Source organism: Pandoraea sp. PE-S2T-3 (genome assembly GCF_002179965.1).
In the GTDB taxonomy this organism is placed as follows: domain Bacteria; phylum Pseudomonadota; class Gammaproteobacteria; order Burkholderiales; family Burkholderiaceae; genus Pandoraea.
Genome location: NZ_NGUQ01000014.1, coordinates 351,719 through 369,705 on the forward strand (window position 1 = coordinate 351,719; position 17,987 = coordinate 369,705).

The window sequence follows — 17,987 nt, forward strand, 5'->3', positions numbered from 1 at the left end:
TTGGCTTGACGAAGTGGAGCGTCGCAATTCCGCGAGGATCAGGTGCGGTCTTTCTGCGTGGAGGGCGTGGAGGTCGTGGAGGTCGTGGCCGCGACATCGGTCTTGTCGCAGCGCGGCAATTCGCCGAACACATGCGGCTTGACCTGCTGGCGCAACCACGAGGTCGTAACAGCATCAGGCTTGACCCACCCTTTGACGAGCGGCGGGATCTGCTCGCCGAGCAGAATCCCGAGAAGCCCTACCAGAGCGATCACTGGCGGGGCCGGTGAGCGCACGTGGAACAGCGCGTAGATCACGCCAACGAGCATCCCGATGGCCAGTGACAGAAGGTAGGGCTTCATTGTGACGCTCCGGCTCAGGCTTCGTGGGCGTTGAACATCGTCTTGGCGTAGTTGATGCCGATACCGTACGAGCCGCCCCACTTCTTCGCAATACCCGTGGTCATGTCGTACGTGTCGGTGCGCGCCCAGTCGCGTTGCAACTCAAGCAGATACTGCAAGGCCGTCATCGGGCGGGCACCCGCCTGAATCATGCGCTCGACGGCACGCTCATGCGCCTCGGTCGACACATCGCCGCTGGCGTCGGTGATCACATACACCTCGAAGCCCTGATCGATCGCCGAGAGGGCCGGCCCGACGATGCACACGCCGGTCCACAGGCCCGCCAGCACGATGCGCGACTTGCCGATCTCGTTCACACGGCGGATCACGCCCTCGTCTTCCCACGTATTCATCGAGGTGCGGTCCAGCATCGCCTGACCGGGGAACGGTGCCGTCACTTCGTCGAACATCGGGCCGCTGAAGCTCTTTTCCGCCACGGTGGTGAGGATCGTCGACACGCCGAAACCGGCAGCAGCGTTCGCGACCAGCGCCGCGTTGTTACGCAGCGTGACGGCGTCGATGGAGTGCGTAGCGAAGGCCATTTGCGACTGGAAGTCGATCATGATCAGCGTGTGGTCTTGCGGCGTGAGCAACAGAGCACCGGGCTTGGCAACGGCGACGGGTTTGGTGAGGGCCATGGTAAGTCTCCTAATGTCAGAAAAAGAAAAAATGAACGGGAAATTGCGTCTTGCTGTTCGATAAAATTCACTAAATCAACATCGGCGGCTCATGTATGCTTTCGTCTGTGTTTCCCGCCGCGTTGGAAGAAGTTTCGTCGGAATCAAGGCACCCAAGGTTGAAGGTTTTGTCGACTTACCATCGAAAATTTCGATGATGGAATTTTTGGAGATTCATCCGTGCTCAAACTGTCTCTGGAAGCCATCGAAATCGTCGATGCCATCGCGCGCTACGGCTCGTTTGCCGCCGCCGCCGAGCGGCTGCACAAGGTGCCGTCGACCATCTCTTACGCCGTCTCCAAGCTGGAAGATCAGCTCGGCATTGCGCTGTTCGTGCGCAACGGCCCGAGGGTCACGCTCACCGACGCGGGACAGGAAATGCTCAAGGAGGGACGCTGGCTGCTCGCGGCTGCGGGCCAGCTCGAATCGCGCATGCGGCAGATCGCCACCGGCTACGAGGCGGAAATCCGGCTGGTACACGACTCGCTGATCCCCACGAGCGCCTTCAATCCCGATATCTGCGCGTTCGAAGATTTGAGATGCGGCACGCGTCTGCGCATTGGCACGGAGACGCTCACGGGCACGTGGGAGCTGTTGCGTGAAGGGCGGGCCGATCTGGTCGTGGCCGCCGGGGAAGGGCCGGCAAGCGGCGGCTACAAGGCGGTGGCGATCGGCACGCTGGATTTCGCGTTCTGCGTGAGCGCCACCCACCCGTTCACCAAGCTGAAGCGCCCGCTCACGCGGGACGATCTGCTGGAGAACACCGCTATCGTCGTGGGCGACGGGGCGCGCTCGCTGGCCGATCGTTCAGTGGGGTTGTTGCTGGGTCAGCGCAGGATTACCGTGCCCGGCATGCAGGCGAAGATTGCGGCGCAGTTGGCAGGACTGGGGCACGGTTTTCTGCCGCGCGCCTGCGTGTGTGCGGAACTGACGCGGGGCGCGCTGGTGGAATTGCAGGTCGAGGAGCCCCGCCCGCCCGAGACATTCTGGCTGGCATGGCGTACCGAGCGCATGGGCGAGGCGTTGAAGTGGTGGAGTCAGCGGCTCAACCGGCCGCTGCTGCCGAACATTCTGTCGCTTTGAACGCTCAGGACGCCGGGCGCTCGGCCGCGGCCACCGACAGCCCCGGCAACCCCAGCATCCCCGGCATTCCCGGTGACATCAGCCAGCCGTACAACGGCGTCACCGGCCCTTCGGCGAGTGCGCTCGCAATCGCTTTCAGATCCGCCGAACCCGGCGCACCGATCAACGCATAACCGACTTGCCCCTTGCGCCACGTGACCACGCCCATGCGGTCGATGTGCTGCTCTGCCACGCCCTGATCGGGACGCGGATCCTTCACCACACACAGCGCAATCGGGTCGCCTTTCTCTGGCAGATACACCATCTGAACCAGCGCACGATCCTGCCAGCGCAGCCGCTGCACGCGCTTGAACGTCAACCCCTGCGCCTTCAGATCGGGCACGCGGATATCGAGCTTGTCGTCGCGCTGAATGTCGGCCACGGTGCGCGCGGTGTCGCCGTCATCCACGTTCGTCGACGCCACGGTATCGCGGGCATAGAGTTGCTGATACTCGGCGGCGGCGCGCACCCACGTCACCCCTTGCGGCGACTTCGGCGGCGGTGTCGTGGCACTGGTCAGCACCGCGCCGCCGAGTCCGGCTTTCTGCAACACGCCCGGCAACAGCGGCATGGTGACAGCCGTTGCGGCAACACCCGCCGCAAAGGCTGCGGCCAGCCACCACGGACGCACACGGCGCCCCGCTGCCGACGTGTTGGATGACGCCAACGATGCTGGCGGTTCGTCGTTCGCGACAGTCGCCGCCGGTCGGGCAATACCGCCGCCGCCACTGACGCCACGCTCGCCTGCCCCCGAGCCCATCGGCTGACGTTGCGCATGCGCGCGCAGCAAGGCGTCGAGATTGGCGCTCAGACTTTGGGGAACCGGTGGCAGCGACTGCGACGCGAAGGTTTCGCGATACGGCAGGCGCGATGCGCGCAGCGAGGCCACCACATCGGCCAGTACCGGCGACTCGGCCAGCGCGGCTTCGACTTCGGCGCGTTCGGCCGGGGCCAGTTCGTTATCGACGTACGCGAGCAGGCGGATATCGTCTTCGTTCATCACGCGTCCTCCTCACGTGCGCCGGCAGTGTTATCGATCCGGCGGGGTTGCCCCTCTGGGTTGCGGAACCGGTCGCCGATGGTGCGGCGAGCGCGTGACAGACGGCTCATGACGGTGCCGATGGGCACGTCGAGCACCTGTGCGGCCTCCTGATAGCTCAGGCCTTCGACCGCGACGAGCAGCACCACGAGACGCTGCGCCTCCGGCAACTGGTCGACGGCGCCGAATACCTGGTGATAGCTGGCGAGATCTTCCGGCGTCGCGGCGTGCAGGTCGGGCACCGTTTCCACGTCGGCGTCTTCCCACGCAAGGCTGCCGCGCGAGCGCACGCGGCGCGAGCGAATCTCGTTGATCCAGGTGGTATGCACGATGCTGTACATCCAGCTCAATGCCGACGTACCGGGCTGCCATTGATGCACGCGCTCAAGCGCATGCACGCAGGCGCGTTGCACGAGGTCTTCGGCATCGTGACGATCGCCTGCGATGCGCAGAGCGAATGCCCAGAGGCGAGGCAGCAGGCCCGGGAGCATGCTGGGCAAATCCTGACCGGTCATCGGCGAATTTCCTGGCGGAGGGTGCCTGGCGGCAAGCCAGTCCGAAGCGTCGCCGGCGATGACCGCCAGCGTACGCCGCGAAATTATACTGAGCCGCCGCGAAACCTGCCCGACGGGAGTTCGCATCCGCGGCCTCCCGCTTCGCCCAGCCGGCGTTGGGTCACCTGCGTGAAATGGTTCAGACACCCCAACGCCTCGCTCACCAAATTCACTTCCTTCACTTCACTCAGGGCTTGATGGTGTGCCACACGTCCTTGAAGTTATCGCCCTTCATGTCGCCCGGGGCGGCGTCTTTCGTGAACAGATACATCGGCTTGCCCTTGTAGGCCCACTGCTTCATGCCGTCGTCACGCGTGATGATCGTGTAGTTGCCTTCTGCGGCGGCACCCGACGTGGCCATCACCGGCGGCCAGGCCTCGGCACACGGGCCATTGCAGGTGCTTTTGCCGCTGCCGGCCACATCCTTGTCGAAGGTGTAGACGGTACGGTTCTGGCCGTCGACCATCATGCCGTTCGAGGCTTTGAACGGGACTTCCGCGTGCGCAGCGGTGGCGGCAAACGCGCCGGCGGCGACGACGAGAGCGGTCAGAACAGCGGACATCGATTGACGTTGGTTCATCAGATTGGCTCCTCAGGTAATTGTCGGTGTCGACATTCACAGAACGTTCGCCCGCAGCGCTTTATTCCATCGCGAGCTATCGATATTTTCCGCTTGTCACCAACGCCCGTGGCCGCTTTGCGCCGCGCCCTTAGGTGCAGTGCAGCATTTACATTTCGCCGCTGCACACGACAACGGCCATCCGAGCCCCCTCGGATGGCCGTCACCGGGCAGACCGCGCCGGGGGATATTCGGCGCACCTGCCTGACAAACCGCTTTTCGTTGCTTTCGTCTACTCGCCCTTCGGCGCTTCCTTCACACGGCTGACCAACTGCGTCGGGCTCACGAATTGCAGCGCGATGAGCACCCACAGCAAGGTGATCGCCATATAGATCATCGCCATCGCATCGATCGACTGCGGCGCTCGCACCCCGGTAGAAAACACCGCGTAGTACAACGCCACGACCAGCGTCTGCGTATCGGGCCCCGCCGTGAAGAACGTCAGCTCGAACATGCCGATGGTGCGCACCAGCACCAGCAGACCCGCCGCGAGCATGCCCGGCACCAACAGCGGCAGCAGCACGTGGCGGAAATACTTGAACGTGTTGGCACCGAAGATGCGGGCGGCCGCTTCGAGATTCGGATCGATCTGCTCAATGAACGGCGTCATCACCAGAATCACGAACGGCAGCGATGGCACGAGGTTCGCGAGAATCACGCCCGAGAGCGTGCCGCCAAGGCCGATCTTGTAGAGCACCGTCGCCATCGGAATGCCATACGTCACCGGCGGCACCATCAGCGGCAGCAGAAACACCAGCATCGCAATACGTTTGCCCGGGAACTGCGCGCGTGCCAACGCATACGCCGCAGGCACACCCAACGCGATCGACAGCAACACCACCGCGCCCACCACTTCGAACGTCACCCACAGCACGTTGGCCAGTTGAAAGTCGTTCCACGCCTGCGCATACCAATGCAGCGTGAAGCTCTCGGGCAGCGGCGTGCCGAACCAACGTGTGGCCACCGAGTTCATCGTGACGGTGGCAATCATCAGGCCCACGTTCACGAGGAAGAAGATCATCGCGCCCCACACCAGCACGCGCCAGATACGCGCGCCCGGCCCTTCGCGGCGGGACTGGCGGCGTGTGGCCTTTGCTTCGCGAGAAGCGGTGGTATTGCCCGCGGATGACGGCGTGGTCATGAAGTCTCCGTTCTGCACGGCCATGGCACCGGCCAGAGGTTTGTCTGCGGCGCTCATCCTTTGCCTCCCGAGGTCGGACCGCTATAGAACGCCCGGCGTGCGCCGAGCATGCCCGCCACGATCAGCAGTTGCACAAAGCCCATCACGATCGCCACGCACGAGGCGAGCGAATAGTCGTAGCTTTCGAACGCGGCTTCGTACGCCGCAATCGACACCACTCGCGTGGCACCTGCCGGCACGCCAAGCAGCACCGCCGACGGGAACACCGAGAACGCCTGCACGAACGACAGACACGCCGCCATCGTCAGCCCCGGCACCAGCAGCGGCAGATAAATCAGCCGGAACTGTTCCCACGGTCCGGCGCCGAGCGTGCCTGCTGCGCGGGCGAGCGTCGGGTCGATACCCGTGACGTACGACAGAATCAACAGAAACGCGAACGGGAAACCCGAGATCACCAGCGAGATCAGCACGCCCCAGTAGTTGTGCGTCAGGCGCACTTCGTCGCTATACAGATGCAACGCGTGCAGCGCCTGCGGAAACCAGCCGTTCGGCCCGTAGTACGTCAGCATGCCGTCGGCGATCAGCACGGTTCCCAGCGTGACCGGCACGACGAGCAGCATCGTCACGAACTTGGCCGCCGGTGTGTTGCGACGCAGCGCAAACGCGGCCGGAATCGACATGCCCACGTTAATCAGCGTGGCCGGCACTGCGAGCTTGAGCGTGATCCAGACGGTCGGCCAGAGCGTGGATTCGGTGAAGAACTTGAGATAGTTCGCGAACACCCCGCCGCCGTCCATCGGCTGGAACGACAGGAACAGGCCATAGGCGAACGGATACACGAACATCGCCACCAGCACCGCCAGCGCCGGGACGACCAGCCAGCCGCGTGCATCGAAGCGCCACCCACGCTCCCCGCGCTCGGCCACCGGTGCCGAAGACGTGGCGGCACTCATGCCCGCTCTCCGGCATAGACCAGCGTACGATCCGCCGGCACATGCAGCGGCACGCGCTCGCCCACGGCGAAGTCGCCGGGCAGGCGCGCATAGAGCGGGCCGAACGGCGACGCCACGCGCAGCAGCGAGTCGTGGCCGCCGTATTCCACGGTTTCCACGACGGCCTCGAACGCGTTGTCGTTGGCCGCTTGCGCACGTTCGAAGTCATCCGGGCGAATCGCCACGCTGACCTTGCCGCCGTTCGGCGACTCCATCAGCACACCCTCGAACGACGCGCCGCCCGCCGACACGCGGGCGTGATCGCCCTGCGTCGACGTGACCGAGAAGTCCAGCACGTTGCGATAGCCCATGAAGCGCGCCACGTGCAAATTGCGCGGACGGCAATAGACGTCGCGCGGGATACCGATCTGCTGCACCACGCCTTCTTTCATCACGACGATACGATCGGCCATCGACAGCGCCTCGTCCTGATCGTGCGTGACGTAGATCGTGGCGCGGTCGAGCTTGCCGTGAATGCGGCGAATCTCGGCGCGCATCTCGATACGCAGTTTCGCGTCGAGATTCGACAAGGGTTCGTCCATCAGCACCACCGGCGGCTCGATCACGATGGCGCGCGCAATGGCCACGCGCTGCTGTTGCCCGCCGGAAAGCTGACCGGGCAGCTTGCGCTCGTGCCCCACGAGTTGCACGAGTTGCAGGGCGTCGCGCGCCCGCTTCTCGATCTCGGCACGCGGCACGCCGCGCATGCGCAGGCCGAAGCCCACGTTCTCGAGCACAGTCATGTGCGGAAACAGCGCGTAGTTCTGGAACACCATGCCGAAGCCGCGCTTCTCGCTGGGCAGTATGTCGATGCGCTCGTCGTCGAGCCAGATCGCGCCGCCCGTGAGCGGTGTGAGCCCGGCAATGCAGTTGAGCGCCGTGGACTTGCCGCAGCCCGACGGGCCGAGCAAGGCGATGAACTCGCCCCGCTCGATCGTCAGGTCCAGCCCGTTCAGTGCGGCAACGGACTGGCCTTCGGCGTTGGTGAAACTACGCGCAACGTTGTCGAGGCGCAGGTGCTGAAAGTTGTGCTTCATGACGAAACCCTTGTGAATCTGCCGAGTTACTTCGACTTCAGAGCGCCGATCTCGGCATCCCACTTCTGGAAGGCCGCCACCATCGCGGTAGCGTCGAGCGGCACGGCGTGCGGGAAGTCCGCGATCAGCTTGGTGTACTCGGGACGGCCATACTTGGCGATCACTTCCTGACTCTTCGCGGGGGCGGCCGTCAGCGGCACGTCCTTCACGGCAGGGCCCGGGTAGAAGTAGCCGTCGTCGTAGGTCAGCGCCTGCTGTGCCGGCTCAAGCATGAAGTTGATCAGCTTGATGATCACGTCCATCTTTTCCTTCGACACGCCCTTCGGCACCACCATGTAATGCGCGTCGTTCACCCACGTGAACTTGTCGAACGCCTGCACCTTGAAGCTCGCCGGCACGATGCCCAGCGCGCGCGGGTTGATGTCCCAGCCCGTGACCGTCAGGGTCATGTCGCGGCTGCCTTCGCCCAGTTCCTTCATCACGGCCGACGTGCCGCCCGGGTAGTACGGAATGCACGTGTCGAGTTCTTTCAGGAACGCCCACGTCTTGTCCCAGCCCTTGATCGGATCGTGCGGGTCTTTGTCGCCGAGCAGATACGGCAGGCCCATCAGGAATGTGCGGCCCGGGCCGGAGTTGGCCGGACGCGCGTAAATCAGCTTGCCCGGGTTCGCCTTGCACCACGCGAGCAGCTCAGCAGGCGTCTTCGGCGGGTTGCTCACCTTGGCCGGATTGAATTCCACCAGCGGGCCGGCCGGCATGAAGGTCACGGCGAGGCCATAGCCCTTCGAGAGTTCCTGCATCGCGCGCACATTCGGCGCGTATTTGTCGAGCACGCCCGGCAGTTGGGCGCTGTAGTCGGGCAGCAGACGTTGCCAGAGGTTTTGCTGGATACCGGCGGCGAGCGCATCGGTGCCGGTCAGCACGATGTCGATGTCGGCGCGGCCAGCGGCCTGCATGGCCTTGATCTTGCCCGGCAATTGCGGGGCCGGTGCGTTGGTGAAGGTGATCCGGGAGACCAGATCCGGGTACTTGTCACGGAACGCTTCGAAGCCCTTCTGCGTGAGCGCGAGGTTGCCCGCCACGTCCACGATGTTGAGCGTCACCGGCGCGGCAGCGGCGGTGTTCGCGATGCTCCCCACTACGGCGGCACATGCCAATGCGCCTAGCGTGCGTTGCCAGAATCCCCTGCGGCTGAAGGCCATGCTGTCTCCTCTTTTGGTTAAATTTCTCGTAAGTCATCATATGACTGACGTTGTCATTTTGCAATTGGGGGACGCCGCGAAACACCTCAGAGATTTCCCTAGGATGACGAGACACCTTTGTTTTTATTGCGTTTAAAGCCCCATTTCAATGGGAAACAATGGCAACGATCAGGGGAAACACCGATAGAGAGACGCCGGATGCGTCACCTAAATTACGGCCAGTCATACGATGACGTAAAAGATATCAGCGCACCGCAGATTGCGGTGCCGCAGACGAGGCCGATACACCGTGAAAATTCAGCGCATCACCATCACCCCGATTGCCTTTCGCGACCCGCCGCTGCTCAACGCGGCCGGCATCCACGAGCCCTATGCGCTGCGCACCATTATCGAAATCGAGACCGATAACGGCCATGTCGGGCTGGGCGAGACGTATGGCGACGCGCCGGTGCTCACGCTGTTGCAAAACACCCGCGAGCATCTGATCGGCATGGACCCGTTCGACACCAACGGCCTGCGTGCCCGGGTGGCGGCGGTGGTGGCGCGCGGCGTGGGTGGCGAGCGCGTCGAGTACGAGTTGGCACCGGGCACCGACCCGCGCAAGGACGCCGAGAAGATCTACTCCGCCTTCGAAGTGCCGTTTCTCGATTTGCAGGCGCGGCATCTCGGCATTCCGCTGGTCGAATTGCTCGGTGGCGCCGTACGCAACGAGGTTCAGTACAGCGCGTACCTGTTTTTCAAGTACGCCCAGCACATCGACCACCCGTATGCGCCCGACCCTTGGGGCGAGACGCTCGACGCCACGCAACTGGTCGCGCAAGCCCGCACCATGATCGACACGTACGGCTTCGGCAGCATCAAGCTCAAGGCCGGGGCACTCGATCCGAACGAAGAAGTGAAATGCCTCAAGGCGCTCAAACGCGCCTTCCCCGACAAGCCGCTGCGTATCGATCCGAACGGCAACTGGTCGCTCACCACGGCGATCCGGATGGGCCGCGAGCTGGAGGGCGATCTCGAGTACTACGAGGACCCGACGCCCACGCTCGAAGGCATGGCCGAACTGCATCGCGCAACCGGCATGCCGCTCGCCACCAACATGGTCGTGACCGATCTGCGCCAGTTCCGCGAGAACGTGCGCGTCAATGGTGCGCAGATCATCTTGTCCGACCACCACTACTGGGGCGGTCTGCGCGACACGCAAGTGCTCGCCCGCATGTGCGAGACGTTCGATCTCGGCCTCTCCATGCACTCCAATTCGCACCTTGGCATCAGCCTGATGGCCATGACGCATCTGGCGGCGAGCGTGCCGCGCCTGTCGTATGCCTGCGATACGCATTACCCGTGGCAGGCGGCCGACGAGGAAGTCGTACGTGGCGGCAAGATCGCGATCCGCAACGGTGCGGTGACGCTCACGAAGGCCCCGGGGCTCGGGCTCGAGATCGATCAGGACCAGTTGGCCAAGCTGCACGAGCAGTACCTGCGTTGCGGGGTGCGTACCCGTAACGACGCGGTTCAGATGCGCAAGTACCAACCCGGCTGGAGCGGCAAGGCACCGCGCTTTTGAACTTGCTTCTGAACCTGCTTCTGAACCCTGCACACGCGGTATCCGAAGTCCCGAAGTACTGAAGCACCGATGCACCGTAATTTCAGAAACACAAGAAAACACACCACCTGAGGAGATGTCGTGAGACAAACGAAACTGATTGCCGGGCTCGCATTGGCCGGGCTCGCCGCCGGCGCCGTACCGGCGTTCGCACAATCGAACGTCACGCTGTACGGGATCGTCGACGATGCGTTGACGTACAGCAGCAACCAGAACGGCAAGTCCAACACGTATCTGCGCAACGGCAATCTGGCAGGCAGCCGCTGGGGCATTCGTGGCACCGAAGATCTGGGCGGCGGCACCAAGGCGCTGTTCCAGTTGGAAAACGGCTTTGACGTCAACACGGGCGCGTTCAGCTCGGCAGGCGTGTTGTTCAATCGTCAGGCCTTCGTGGGTCTGAAGAACGACACCGTCGGCACGGTCACCATCGGCCGTCAGTACACGCCGTACTACCTGATGGTCGGCACGATCGGCCCGGTCGCCTACGTGACGGGCGCGACCGGCGCACACCCGGGCGATATCGACGGCCTGGATACGACCATCCGCATCAACAACTCGGTGACGTACACGTCGCCGGTACTGTGGGGCGTGACGGCCAGCCTGCAATACGGTTTCGGCGGACAACCGGGGGCCTTCAGCAAGGGCAATACGTATTCCGGCGCGTTGCGTTATGACGGCGGCCCGCTGTCGTTGGCAGCCGGTTACCTGCGCATGAACAACGTGGGTGGCGGCGGCACGAGCTGGAACAGTGCATCGACCGGCACGTACGGCACCTCGGCCGTCAATCAGGGGTATGTCACGGCCGACGTGCTGCAACACATCGCGTTCGCCGGTGTGTACACCATTGGCGGCCTGACCTTCGGCGCGAGCTACAGCAACGTGCAGTACAAGCCGGGCGCCGCGTCGCTGTTCCACGACACGGCAATCTTCAACACGGCCGGCGTGCATGCGTCGTGGATCGTGGCACCGCAGTGGCGTCTGGCCGCCGCGTACAGCTATACGGCCGCGTCCAAGGCCAACGGCATCAACGATGCCGCGACCTATCATCAGGTCTCGCTGGCGCAGGTGTATTCGCTCTCGAAGCGCACGTCGCTGTATGCGCTCGAAGCGTGGCAGCACGCCAACGGCAAGTCGCTCTCGGCGAATGCCACGAGCATCATCAACGCCGGTCCGGTGGTGGGCGACTCGCAGAACGCCACGCCGTCGTCGACGAGCTCGCAGTTCGTCGGCATGCTGGGCATTCGCGTCGACTTCTGACGTCTGCCTGTCTGTTGTCTGTTCCGATGGCCGGCGCCGTGCGCGCGCCGGCCGGTGCTTCATGAGTGGTCGCGAGAAGGCGCACTTTGGGCCGTCGGTGCCTTATCCGGCGTCGGCGGTCGATTCTTATCGGTTGTCGTATGTATGCGACGGTCGATAAGGTAAACTGGGGGCGTTTTTTTCGTCATCACCTCTTTATCCGACGCCATGTCCATGAACAGCTCGTTGCCCGCACGTCCTCGCCGCAAGTCTCGCAGCCTCACGGAAGAGGTGGTGAGCGCCTTGTCCGAGCAGATTCGCGCCGGCACGTTCCGGCCCGGCGACAAGCTGCCGACCGAGTCGGCCATCATGGAAAGTCTGGGCGTGAGCCGCACCGTGGTCCGCGAAGCGATTTCGCGACTGCAAGCGGCGCAACTGGTGGAGACGCGTCACGGCATCGGCACCTTCGTGCTCGAAGCGCCGCGCGAGAACGCGTTGCAGGTGGACACCAACAGCATCCTCACGATGCTCGATGTGCTGGCCATTCTGGAGTTGCGCATTTCGCTGGAAACCGAAGCGGCTGGACTGGCGGCGAACCGTCGTACCGACACGCAGCTCAAGCTCATGCGTCAGGCGCTCGACGACTTCGAGATGCACGTACGTCAGCGCACCGGCAATGCCGTGACGGCCGACGTCGCGTTTCACTTGCAAGTGGCGACCGCCACCGGCAATCGCTATTTCCACGACATCCTCGAACAGCTCGGCAACACGATCATTCCGCGTACCCGCGTGAACTCCGCTGCGCTCGCTGACGACGATCAGGTGACGTATCTGAATCGCGTGAACCGCGAGCACGAAGACATCTACAACGCGATCGCCCGCCGCGATCCGGAAGCTGCCCGCGCGGCCATGCGCACGCACCTGACGAACAGCCGCGAACGCCTTCGCCGCGCGCAAGAATCGGCGGCGCAAAACTGAGTCACCTGACTCACGCCGTCGGCGCAAGCGACTCGGTCAGCTCAGTAGAGATTGCCTCGCACCGCGCGGTAATACCCTTCGTCCATCTCCTGCGCCTTTGCCTTATCGATGCCGGTGAGCGAGGCCTTCATCTCGCCTAACGACGGCACCGCCTTGCGGTCGAGTTGCGACTCGGCCCGCCAGAGCTTCGCGCGGTTGATCGCCTTCCCACAGTGAAACAGCACTTCGTCGATCGTGACGACGATGGCCGTCTTCGGCGTGCGCTCGTTTTCCTTCAGTCGCGCCAGCAAGTCCGGCGACGTGGAAATCTGGCCATGCCCGTTGATGCGCATGAAAACCTCAAGTCCCGGAAACAGAAACAGCATGCCGACGCGGCTGTCTTCGCTCAGATTGCGCAGCGAGGCGATGCGGTTGTTTCCCGGCCAGTCGGCAAAGGCCACCGTCTTCTCATCGAGCGCGTGAACAAAGCCGGGTTCGCCGCCGCGCGGTGAGGCATCGAGCCCCTGTGCGCTGCCTGAAGCCAGACAAAAGAACGTCGCGGCTTTCAGATAAGCGACGTGAAACGGCAACAGACTCGGCATGACACCTTTGACGATCATTTCCGACGGCGGGTCGTAGAGTTGATCGAGATCGATAGCGGTGTGTGTCACAGACGTACCCTCCTTTACAGGTTTGCTGACGCAGCATATCGCCGGGGCCGGTGGCAGTGATAGATTATTTCTGCCATTCAATAGCGCAAATACGCCACAATTAACGCGCACCCAACGAATCACGACACCCGTCATGACGTATCCCGAACACCTGCTGCCGAAGATCGCGCGCGTGCATTGCATGGACGCGACCGATCCGCCGATCATCGCCGTGATGGGACGTATCGACGAGCCTCGCGGGTCGCAAACGCATCAGCATGATTCGGGGCAATTGCTCGGGCTGCTCGCCGGGTTGCTGACCGTGCGCACGAGCTTCGGCACGTGGGTCATCCCCACGACGCGCGCCGTGTGGATTCCGCCGAATCATCCGCATGCGGCGTTTTCGCACGGGCCGTTTTACGGCTGGGCGGTGTACGTGCGCCCCGATCAGTGTGGCGGCCTGCCCGACACGCCGCGCGCCATCGAAGTCACCGGCCTGCTGCGCGAGGCGGTGTTGCGCGCCGCTGAGTGGGATCTGGATCAACCGGATCGCAGACAGACGAGCGTCGTCAACGTGGTGCTCGACGAGATTTCCGCGAGCGATGCCGACACCTTCCTGCTGCCGATGCCGGGCGATGCGCGCTTGCGACGCATCGCCACCGCGCTCGTCGACAACCCTGCCGACGAGCGCACGCTCGACGAATGGGCCGCGTGGGCCAATACCGCGCCGCGCACCGTGAGCCGCCGCTTTGTGGAAGAGACCGGGCTGACGTTTACCGCGTGGCGGCAGCGTGCGAGGTTGCTTCGTGCGGTGGAACTGCTGGCCGCGGGCGCGCCGGTGAACACCGTGGCGCTCGATCTGGGCTACGACAATGCCAGCGCATTCATCGCCCTTTTCCGGCGGACTTTCAACACGACGCCCGGGCGCTACTTTGCTTCGTAAGCCGAGTAATACGGCATAACACATCGCCGGTGCGGCACCCCTCGCAACCTGTTCCCGGTGGCATTTGGCGGGGGTAGTATGTCGGCGAACCGAGTCGCGCTTCGCTCGTTACGCTTCGATCATCGCGCTCACTCGCAGCATCTTCTCGCCGCATTTCCTCGCCGCATTTCCTCACTGAAGGCAAATATAAAAATGATGCCCGCCACCCCACGCGTTCGCCTGCTGCCTCGCCGACTTGCCCGCCGCTGCCTCGCAGCGATCTTCGCGGCCATGCTGCCGATGACGCTGCTCGCCAGCGCACCGTACGCGCATGCAGAGGAAAACGAGTCCGAGGCCCCTGCCGCGACTGCGGCTACGGCTGAGATCAAACCGGAGATCGTCGCCATTCCGATGCCCGGTGCAGGCACGTTCGGCAGCGACGTGTCGATGCGCGCCGAAGTCTACAAACCCAGCGGCACTGGCCCGTTCCCCGTCCTGATCTTCGAACATGGCCGCTCCGGCGATCCGTTGGTGCGCGCCAAGCTGGATCACCCGATTCTTCAGGGGCATGTGCGGTTCTGGCTCAGAAAAGGCTTCGCCATCGTCGCGCCGATTCGTGTCGGATATGGTGCCACGGGTGGCCCGGATCGGGAGAACTCGGGGGCATCGTTCGGCAATGCAGGGGAATGCAAGCGCCGCCCCGATTTCCGTCAACTCTGGAAGGTCACCTCAGAGGCGAATCTCGCCGCCGTGAACTGGACACGGTCGCAGCCGTGGGCCGACAAGGACCGCATCGTTCTGGAAGGCCGCTCGGTCGGTGGCTTCACGACGGTGGCGACGGCCGCCGCACGGCCGCCCGGTGTCGTCGCCTATATCAACTTTTCCGGCGGGGCCGGGGGCTCACCCGACAAGGCGCCGGGTCATAGCTGCGACCCCGAACAGATGAAGGCGATCTACGGCGAGATGGGCAAGACCACCACGATCCCCGGTCTGTGGCTCTATGCGAAAAACGACCAGTACTGGGGACCGGACGCGCCGAAGGGCTGGTTCGACGCCTTCGCCGCTGGCGGCAGCCCGGTGCAGTTTGTCCACACCGACGATCTGCCCGGTCACGACGGCCACATGCTGCTCACCTACGGCGGCAAGATGTGGTCGGTGCCGCTCGATAAATTCCTGAAGCAAGTCGGGTTTTGAGTGAGTCCGCGACGAGCGCTCAGGCCCGCTGCCGGGTCTGGCGCTCATGCGGATCACTCGCGTGAATCACGCGCACTCGGAAGCGATGTGTCAGAAGCGATGCGTCAGAAGCGATATGTCAGCTTCACCCAGCCATTACGCGGTGCGCCATAGGTGTAGCCGTTATAGCCGCCCAACCCTGCCCAATAGCGCTTGTCGGTCACGTTGCCGAGATTGAGCGACACGCTCAACTGACGCGTCACGTCGTAGCGCGCCAGCAGATCGATCAGCGTGATGCCGCCCTGACGCGCCGTCAGCCCGCTGTACGTCTCCACATACGTGATCGCACTCTGATAGCTCAGGCTGCCGCCGATCGTCACCTTGCTTAATACGCCGGGCAGTCGATACGTTGTCGCGATGCGCAGGAGTCGCTGCGGATACGTCGGATTGACCAGCGCGCCGGAACGGTCGCGCTTGGCGCTGTACGTATAGCCGGCCTGCACCTGCCAGCCCGGCAGCACCTGCCCCGCAACGGTCGCCTCGAAGCCTTGCGTCTTCGCACCGCTCACCGCCTTGTAGGCGGCGGTGCCGCCCGGCGTGAGCGTGCCGTCGGCCACGGCGAGGTTGTCTTCATACGTGCGGAAGATCGCCACGGCGGTGTTCAGGCGTCCACCGAAATGCTCGCCCTTCAGGCCCAGCTCGATGTTGTTGCCGCGCTTGGGCGCCAGCGTATTGCCCGAGGTGTCCTGCACCGTGTTCGGCGTGAAGATGCTCGTGTAACTCGAATACAGCGAGAAGTCCTCGCTGACATCGACCACCAACCCCGCGTACGGCGTGAACACGGCGTTCTGTTCGATCGGCGCACCGGTCACCATGGCGCCGTTCGTGCCGTTGTTCCAGTACCGCGCCCATGACGTGGCGCGATACCACGTGAAGCGCCCGCCGAGAATCACCGATACGCGATCGATTGGCTTGATCTGCGTCGCAGCGTAGATCGCCGTTTGCTGTGTCGTGCCGCCGAGCCGGTTGAGCGGATAGGCAAACGACGGCATGGCGATGCTGCCGAGATCGAGAATGTTGACCGGACGTCGATCGAACGCATTCGGCACCGCCGAATCGTTGCCGTAGTTGTAGTCGTTGTGATTGATGCTCGCCCCGAACGTGGCCTGATGCGTGCGCCCGAACAGGTGATACGGCCCCGTCGCGTAGACATCGAACGCCTTGTTGATGCCGTACGCCGGATTGCTCGCGAGCTGCATCGTGCCCATCTGCGTGTTGGCGTTGATGTTGGCCGGATACAGCCAGATATCGCCGCTGTAGCGCTCGCGCTGATTGCGCGTCCACGAGCCTTCCGCCTTGACCTTCCACCCCGAGTCGAAGCGATGATCGAGATCGACGAAGACGCGATCGGTCGTCATGTTCCACAGGCTCCACGGCGTGGAGGAATTGAACGAGCGCGGCAGGTTGGTCGCGGCACCGTTGCTGTAGAACAGCGGGCTCTGGCCGAAGTTGGCGCCGTGAATCTTGTTCTTCTGATACTCGTAGCCGACCGAGATCGTGGTGTTGTCGGTGACGTCGGCTTCGACAATGCCGTAGAACACGTCTTCGCGCGAGCGCTTGTCGTCTACGAAATTGTTGCCCGCCGTGTGCGAGCCGACCACGCGTGTGCGCAACGAGCCCGATTCGTTGAGCTTGCCGCCCACGTCGGCTTCGAGATCGTAGCGGCCCCACGATCCGCCACCCGCGGTGACGTAGCCTGCGAAGTCCTTACCCGGGCGCTTGCGTACGAGGTTGATCGCCCCGCCGGGATTGCCGACACCATTGAGCAGACCGGCCGGTCCGCGGATCACGTCGATCCGGTCGTACATCACCATGCTCAGCAGATTGCGCATGCCGGCGATGGTGTCGTACGAGAGGGTCGGCACGCCGTCGATCATGGTGGCGAGATCAAAGCCACGCGACGAAAAGCTCGCCCGCTCGTCGAGCGTATCGACCACGATGCCGGGCGTTTGCCGCAGCACGTCGGTCAGCGACATGAGGTTTTGATCTTCGATCTGCTGGCGCGTGATGACCGTCATCGACTGCGGTGTTTCGCGCAGCGACAGATCCATGCGCGTTGCGCCATCGGTCACGCGTGTCGTGTACGAGCCGGTGCCCTCGGTCACACGTTGCGTACCGGCAGTGACGTTCGTCGCGGGTAACGCCACCGTATCCGCATGAATCGACACCGTGCGGCCCGAGATACTCACCGCGAGGCCCGAACCGGCCAGTGCCCGTGCGAGGGCGTCGCCCAGTGTCATACGGCCTTGCAGTGCCGGGGCGACCTTGCCGACAGCAAGGCTCGCGTCGTAGCCGATACCCACGCCCGACTGACGCGCCAGCGCGTCGATGGTGAGGGCGAGCGGTTGTGCGGGCAGCGTCAGGTCGAGCGGCATGGCGGCCACACTCGCGTTGGCGGCCGTGGGGGTCTGAGCACGGACCTCCGTCGGGAGCGAGGCCGCGCAGAGGCAGGCGACAGCAATGCTGATGAGCGTGGCACGTTGCCAGACCTGACGGTCGCGGCGAAGGTCAATGGCGCGGGAATGCGGCAGCGTGGCCGAGCGTTTCGAGTTGGGCAAAGCGTGCAGATGTCTGGTCATTTCCGTGAGTCTTCTGTTGGCTTACCCGGTGAAGACGCACGAGA

General features: G+C 63.7%; 18 protein-coding genes. 6 read left to right on the plus strand and 12 right to left on the minus strand.

Features of this window, described 5'->3' with window-relative positions; all coding sequences use genetic code 11:
• Window positions 1-38 precede the first annotated feature (38 nt).
• Window positions 39-341, minus strand: a complete 303-nt coding sequence (locus CDV46_RS11300) for a DUF1427 family protein (RefSeq protein WP_087722557.1) — start codon at window positions 339-341, stop codon at window positions 39-41.
• Window positions 342-355: 14 nt separating this feature from the next.
• The gene (locus tag CDV46_RS11305; protein ID WP_058375915.1) at window positions 356-1,018 is read right to left on the minus strand and encodes an isochorismatase family protein; all 663 of its coding nucleotides are present in this window, start codon (window positions 1,016-1,018) and stop codon (window positions 356-358) included.
• Window positions 1,019-1,237: 219 nt separating this feature from the next.
• On the opposite strand from CDV46_RS11305, the gene CDV46_RS11310 reads away from it, so the two are divergent.
• Window positions 1,238-2,140, plus strand: a complete 903-nt coding sequence (locus CDV46_RS11310; RefSeq protein ID WP_087691293.1) for a LysR family transcriptional regulator — start codon at window positions 1,238-1,240, stop codon at window positions 2,138-2,140.
• Window positions 2,141-2,144: 4 nt separating this feature from the next.
• Here CDV46_RS11310 and CDV46_RS11315 read toward each other — a convergent pair whose 3' ends face one another.
• The 7 genes from CDV46_RS11315 to CDV46_RS11345 form a co-directional block, all read right to left on the minus strand.
• Window positions 2,145-3,179: an anti-sigma factor family protein gene (locus tag CDV46_RS11315; protein ID WP_140413344.1), complete on the minus strand. Its 1,035-nt coding sequence runs from the start codon at window positions 3,177-3,179 to the stop codon at window positions 2,145-2,147.
• A complete protein-coding gene (locus tag CDV46_RS11320) occupies window positions 3,179-3,733 on the minus strand; it encodes an RNA polymerase sigma factor (RefSeq protein ID WP_058375918.1) in 555 nt (184 codons plus the stop codon). The genes CDV46_RS11315 and CDV46_RS11320 overlap by 1 nt, the downstream gene beginning before the upstream one ends.
• A gap of 226 nt (window positions 3,734-3,959) precedes the next feature.
• Window positions 3,960-4,352: a COG4315 family predicted lipoprotein gene (locus CDV46_RS11325; protein WP_087691292.1), complete on the minus strand. Its 393-nt coding sequence runs from the start codon at window positions 4,350-4,352 to the stop codon at window positions 3,960-3,962.
• Window positions 4,353-4,623: 271 nt separating this feature from the next.
• Window positions 4,624-5,589, minus strand: a complete 966-nt coding sequence (locus tag CDV46_RS11330) for an ABC transporter permease (protein ID WP_087691291.1) — start codon at window positions 5,587-5,589, stop codon at window positions 4,624-4,626.
• Window positions 5,586-6,485: an ABC transporter permease gene (locus CDV46_RS11335; protein WP_087722558.1), complete on the minus strand. Its 900-nt coding sequence runs from the start codon at window positions 6,483-6,485 to the stop codon at window positions 5,586-5,588. Before CDV46_RS11335 ends, CDV46_RS11330 begins: the two co-directional genes overlap by 4 nt.
• Window positions 6,482-7,561, minus strand: coding sequence for an ABC transporter ATP-binding protein (locus CDV46_RS11340; protein WP_087691289.1), 1,080 nt, complete (start codon window positions 7,559-7,561; stop codon window positions 6,482-6,484). The genes CDV46_RS11335 and CDV46_RS11340 overlap by 4 nt, the downstream gene beginning before the upstream one ends.
• 26 nt (window positions 7,562-7,587) lie before the next feature.
• A complete protein-coding gene (locus tag CDV46_RS11345) occupies window positions 7,588-8,763 on the minus strand; it encodes an extracellular solute-binding protein (protein ID WP_087691288.1) in 1,176 nt (391 codons plus the stop codon).
• Between the two features lie 289 nt (window positions 8,764-9,052).
• On the opposite strand from CDV46_RS11345, the gene CDV46_RS11350 reads away from it, so the two are divergent.
• From CDV46_RS11350 to CDV46_RS11360, 3 genes are all read left to right on the plus strand, one after another.
• Window positions 9,053-10,327: a glucarate dehydratase family protein gene (locus CDV46_RS11350; protein WP_087722559.1), complete on the plus strand. Its 1,275-nt coding sequence runs from the start codon at window positions 9,053-9,055 to the stop codon at window positions 10,325-10,327.
• 120 nt (window positions 10,328-10,447) lie between these two features.
• A complete protein-coding gene (locus tag CDV46_RS11355; protein ID WP_254916017.1) occupies window positions 10,448-11,623 on the plus strand; it encodes a porin in 1,176 nt (391 codons plus the stop codon).
• A gap of 213 nt (window positions 11,624-11,836) precedes the next feature.
• Window positions 11,837-12,580, plus strand: coding sequence for a FadR/GntR family transcriptional regulator (locus tag CDV46_RS11360; RefSeq protein WP_087691286.1), 744 nt, complete (start codon window positions 11,837-11,839; stop codon window positions 12,578-12,580).
• Between the two features lie 41 nt (window positions 12,581-12,621).
• Here the strand turns inward: CDV46_RS11360 and CDV46_RS11365 are convergent, their stop codons facing one another.
• Entirely contained in the window at window positions 12,622-13,179 is a 558-nt protein-coding gene (locus CDV46_RS11365) for an MSMEG_1061 family FMN-dependent PPOX-type flavoprotein (protein WP_249277730.1), read from the minus strand.
• Window positions 13,180-13,363: 184 nt separating this feature from the next.
• On the opposite strand from CDV46_RS11365, the gene CDV46_RS11370 reads away from it, so the two are divergent.
• On the plus strand, window positions 13,364-14,152 hold the full coding sequence (locus tag CDV46_RS11370) for a helix-turn-helix domain-containing protein (RefSeq protein ID WP_087722560.1): 789 nt from the start codon (window positions 13,364-13,366) through the stop codon (window positions 14,150-14,152).
• A 128-nt stretch (window positions 14,153-14,280) separates the two neighbouring features.
• On the opposite strand, the gene CDV46_RS27615 is transcribed toward CDV46_RS11370, so the two are convergent.
• On the minus strand, window positions 14,281-14,538 hold the full coding sequence (locus CDV46_RS27615) for a DUF2530 domain-containing protein (protein WP_140413345.1): 258 nt from the start codon (window positions 14,536-14,538) through the stop codon (window positions 14,281-14,283).
• Here CDV46_RS27615 and CDV46_RS11375 point away from each other — a divergent pair.
• Window positions 14,432-15,325: a dienelactone hydrolase family protein gene (locus CDV46_RS11375; protein ID WP_140413346.1), complete on the plus strand. Its 894-nt coding sequence runs from the start codon at window positions 14,432-14,434 to the stop codon at window positions 15,323-15,325. The genes CDV46_RS27615 and CDV46_RS11375 overlap by 107 nt on opposite strands.
• A 104-nt stretch (window positions 15,326-15,429) precedes the next feature.
• On the opposite strand, the gene CDV46_RS11380 is transcribed toward CDV46_RS11375, so the two are convergent.
• Window positions 15,430-17,943, minus strand: coding sequence for a TonB-dependent siderophore receptor (locus CDV46_RS11380; RefSeq protein WP_087722562.1), 2,514 nt, complete (start codon window positions 17,941-17,943; stop codon window positions 15,430-15,432).
• Between the last annotated feature and the right edge of the window lie 44 nt (window positions 17,944-17,987).

Excerpts from the sequence above, each read along its gene's own strand:
- CDV46_RS11330 (WP_087691291.1), bottom strand. The coding sequence starts at position 5,589 with ATGAGCGCCGCAGACAAACCTCTGGCCGGTGCCATGGCCGTGCAGAAC.
- CDV46_RS11320 (WP_058375918.1), bottom strand. The coding sequence starts at position 3,733 with ATGACCGGTCAGGATTTGCCCAGCATGCTCCCGGGCCTGCTGCCTCGC.
- CDV46_RS11370 (WP_087722560.1), top strand. The coding sequence starts at position 13,364 with ATGACGTATCCCGAACACCTGCTGCCGAAGATCGCGCGCGTGCATTGC.
- CDV46_RS11335 (WP_087722558.1), bottom strand. The coding sequence starts at position 6,485 with ATGAGTGCCGCCACGTCTTCGGCACCGGTGGCCGAGCGCGGGGAGCGT.
- CDV46_RS11380 (WP_087722562.1), bottom strand. The coding sequence starts at position 17,943 with ATGACCAGACATCTGCACGCTTTGCCCAACTCGAAACGCTCGGCCACG.
- CDV46_RS11360 (WP_087691286.1), top strand. The coding sequence starts at position 11,837 with ATGAACAGCTCGTTGCCCGCACGTCCTCGCCGCAAGTCTCGCAGCCTC.
- CDV46_RS27615 (WP_140413345.1), bottom strand. The coding sequence starts at position 14,538 with ATGGCGACGATCTCCGGTTTGATCTCAGCCGTAGCCGCAGTCGCGGCA.
- CDV46_RS11325 (WP_087691292.1), bottom strand. The coding sequence starts at position 4,352 with ATGAACCAACGTCAATCGATGTCCGCTGTTCTGACCGCTCTCGTCGTC.
- CDV46_RS11365 (WP_249277730.1), bottom strand. The coding sequence starts at position 13,179 with ATGATCGTCAAAGGTGTCATGCCGAGTCTGTTGCCGTTTCACGTCGCT.
- CDV46_RS11315 (WP_140413344.1), bottom strand. The coding sequence starts at position 3,179 with ATGAACGAAGACGATATCCGCCTGCTCGCGTACGTCGATAACGAACTG.
- CDV46_RS11345 (WP_087691288.1), bottom strand. The coding sequence starts at position 8,763 with ATGGCCTTCAGCCGCAGGGGATTCTGGCAACGCACGCTAGGCGCATTG.
- CDV46_RS11375 (WP_140413346.1), top strand. The coding sequence starts at position 14,432 with ATGACGCTGCTCGCCAGCGCACCGTACGCGCATGCAGAGGAAAACGAG.
- CDV46_RS11305 (WP_058375915.1), bottom strand. The coding sequence starts at position 1,018 with ATGGCCCTCACCAAACCCGTCGCCGTTGCCAAGCCCGGTGCTCTGTTG.
- CDV46_RS11340 (WP_087691289.1), bottom strand. The coding sequence starts at position 7,561 with ATGAAGCACAACTTTCAGCACCTGCGCCTCGACAACGTTGCGCGTAGT.
- CDV46_RS11300 (WP_087722557.1), bottom strand. The coding sequence starts at position 341 with ATGAAGCCCTACCTTCTGTCACTGGCCATCGGGATGCTCGTTGGCGTG.